Source organism: Halorubrum sp. CBA1125 (genome assembly GCF_009742825.1).
Classification (GTDB): domain Archaea; phylum Halobacteriota; class Halobacteria; order Halobacteriales; family Haloferacaceae; genus Halorubrum.
The window spans coordinates 1-2,825 of the sequence record NZ_WPCE01000272.1 but is presented as its reverse complement, the minus strand read 5'-3'; the positions used below and the strand labels follow the sequence as shown (position 1 = coordinate 2,825).

Below are 2,825 nucleotides of genomic sequence, written 5' to 3'. Positions count from 1 at the left end.
ACCCGCCGGCGGGAGCTACGCCGTCCCCGGCGACTTCTCGTCGATCTCGTACCTGGTCGCCGCCGGGGCGGTCGCCGCCGCGCCGGACGCGTCGGTCCGGGTGGAGGGCGCCCGACCGAGCGCGCAGGGCGACGCTGCGATCGTGGAGGTCCTCGAGCGGATGGGCGCCGCGATCGACTGGGACCGCGACGCCGGCGCGATCGCGGTCGAGCGTTCCGCGCTCTCGGGGGTGGAGGTCGACGTCGGCGACACCCCCGACCTGCTCCCCACGATCGCGACGCTGGGCGCCGTCGCCGACGGCGACACCCGGATCGTTAACTGCGAACACGTCCGGTACAAGGAGACCGATCGGGTGTCGGCGATGGCCGAGGAGCTGGAGCGGATGGGCGCGGAGACGACCGAGGAGCCCGACGTGCTCACGGTCCACGGCGCCGAGAGCGACCTGCGGGGCGCGACCGTCGACGGGCGGGCGGACCACCGGATCGTGATGGCGCTCGCGGTCGCCGCGCTGGCCGCCGACGGGACCACGACGATCCGGGGCGGCGAACACGTCGACGTCTCGTTCCCGGGGTTCTTCGACGTGATGGCCGACCTCGGGGCGGCCGTCGAGCGGGACGGGACGTAACGGTCGGGCAAGACGTCGCTCGACCGGACGGGACGGGCGTCGGTCGCCCGGCGACTACGAGAGCAGCGTCGCCACCCCGAGCGCCTCCAGCAACGGGACGCCGGCGACGAGGGACCCGACCAGGTAGCCGCCGATCGCGCCGCCGTTCAGGAGGGGAAGCCCGGCGTGGGGTCGCCCCGCGATCACCCACCGCATCAAGACGAGCAGCCCCGCGAGGCTGCCGACCATCGCGAACAGCGCGGGGAGGTTGAGTCCGACGAGCGGCACCGCCAGCGCCGCGGCGGGCGAGAACGTCGCGGCGCTGGCGACCAGCACCGTCGGGATCACGGCGTCGCCGAGCCCGATGAAGAACGCGTCCCGCTCGTCGACCGGGGTGGGCTCGTTCACTCCGGCCCCACCGGTTGCGTCCGCGGTTTCGGACGACGCTCCGTCCCCGTCTTCGCGTTCAGCGTCCGTCTGCTCCTCGTCCGTCTGGGTCTCGTCCGCCTCCTCCAACAGCGAGTACGACAGCGACAGCGGGATCACGAGCACCACGGGGATGTTGAGGTCCATCACCCCCTCCGCGAGCGACAGCATGTGCTCGGTGCCGTACACCGAGATGGCGTCGTAGACGGCCAGCACCGACAACAACAGTAGCGCCGGCAACAGCCCGAAGGAGATCCCGAACAGCCCCGCCGCGCCGGCGCCCATCAGCACCCCGGCCGTGTCGATCACGTACCACTCGGGGTGGACCAGCAGGGCGACGCCGACGGCGACCGCGGGGACCGCGGCGGCGACGGGAGGAACCACCGCGGAGAAGACGTACCACGAGAGCCACGCGGAGACGCCGACGATCAGCAGCCGGATCGCCCGGTCGAAGTCGTACCGGAACGCGGCGAGCATCAGCCCCGTCATCGCGAGGATCGCGGCGATGTACACGAGGCTGTTCGTCGGATCGTCCGGGTTCTCGACGGCCTGGTAGCCGCTCTCGACGAACTCGGGGACCAGCGCCAGCGCGCCGATCTGGACGACGAGAAACAGCCCGACGACGAGGGCGACGCCGCGGTACTCGCGGGGGAACATGCTGTCGTCGCTTCGGCTGCCGGGGGTTTCGACCTTGCGTTTCTCCACCGCCCGGCGAAAGCGGGTGGAGGGGTGAGGGATCGCGCCGCGAACGTCGGTCGGGAGAGTGCGTGCCGCGCACGTCGAAAACGGGTCGGGTACGGTGTGGGAGCGGGTCGTCCCGAGCCCGTGAGCCGACGGACGACGGACGGTGGAAGCGAGTGTCGCCCCGTCTGCCCGGGAGGGCCGACGAGCCGAGGTACGTCCGCGGCGTTCGTGTGCTCCCCCGACTGACGTATGAATGTGTCGTCGGAATTATCGCGATCGATATCACACGACGCGGTCGCGATCGCACGCGACTCGGACGGCGAGGAGCACGAGAAACGGACGCGAGCGTCGAGATTCGGCCACAGATACCAACGGCGAGAGGGTCGTAACCGGAGCGACGAGGGGGGGCGGCGACCGGACAGCGGACCCCCGGGCTGTCGGCGAGCCGCCGCCCGGGCGGGACGGGCGCGGGTCGTTGATTGCCGAACTCCGACGAGAAAAGCGTCGGACCCCGGCGCGAGAAGATACTCGCTTCGGAGATATAAATGAGGCGGTCGACGGCGGCGGCGGGACGCCGTCGTGTCGAACGAGATGGACCTGCGTGCCGACCGAGATCGGTCAGCGGCGGTCCCGCAGCGCGGGGAACTCCTCGCGCACCGCCGCGACCCGGTCGGGGTCGATCTCGGCGGTCACCGTGGTCGGCTCGTCGCCCGCGGACGCGAGCGTCGTGCCCCACGGGTCGTACACGGTCGTCCGGCCGCAGAGCGCGTCGTCGCCGAACTGACCGCTCCCGTTGGTCGCGGCCACGTACACGAGGTTCTCGATCGCCCGCGCCCGCCCGAGGGTTCGCCAGTGCTCCACGCGCGGGTACGGCCACGCGCTCGGCACCAGCACGCACTCGACGCCCGCGTCGACCATCCCGCGGAACTGCTCCGGGAAGCGCAGGTCGTAACACGTCGTCACCCCGACGCGTATCCCGCCGATATCGACGACCGGGGTCCGCTCGCCGGGGACCATCCGGTCGGTCTCCTCCGAGCCGTACCCGAACAGGTGGTGTTTCCGGTAGACGAGCCGCCGCTCGCCGTCCCGGTCGAACAGGACGGCGGCGTCG

The 2,825-nt window shown here is 71.7% G+C and carries 3 protein-coding genes; 1 reads left to right on the top strand and 2 read right to left on the bottom strand.

Going from position 1 to position 2,825, the window contains the following annotated elements:
* A partial coding sequence (locus GJ633_RS15515) for a 3-phosphoshikimate 1-carboxyvinyltransferase (RefSeq protein ID WP_394351170.1) occupies nucleotides 1–625 on the top strand: 625 nt, incomplete at its 5' end.
* Nucleotides 626–679: 54 nt separating this feature from the next.
* On the opposite strand, the gene GJ633_RS15510 is transcribed toward GJ633_RS15515, so the two are convergent.
* Nucleotides 680–1,687, bottom strand: coding sequence for a presenilin family intramembrane aspartyl protease PSH (locus GJ633_RS15510; protein ID WP_156589509.1), 1,008 nt, complete (start codon nucleotides 1,685–1,687; stop codon nucleotides 680–682).
* Between the two features lie 645 nt (nucleotides 1,688–2,332).
* Nucleotides 2,333–2,825: nitrilase-related carbon-nitrogen hydrolase (locus GJ633_RS15505; protein ID WP_303646510.1), on the bottom strand; the 493-nt coding region annotated here is incomplete at its 5' end.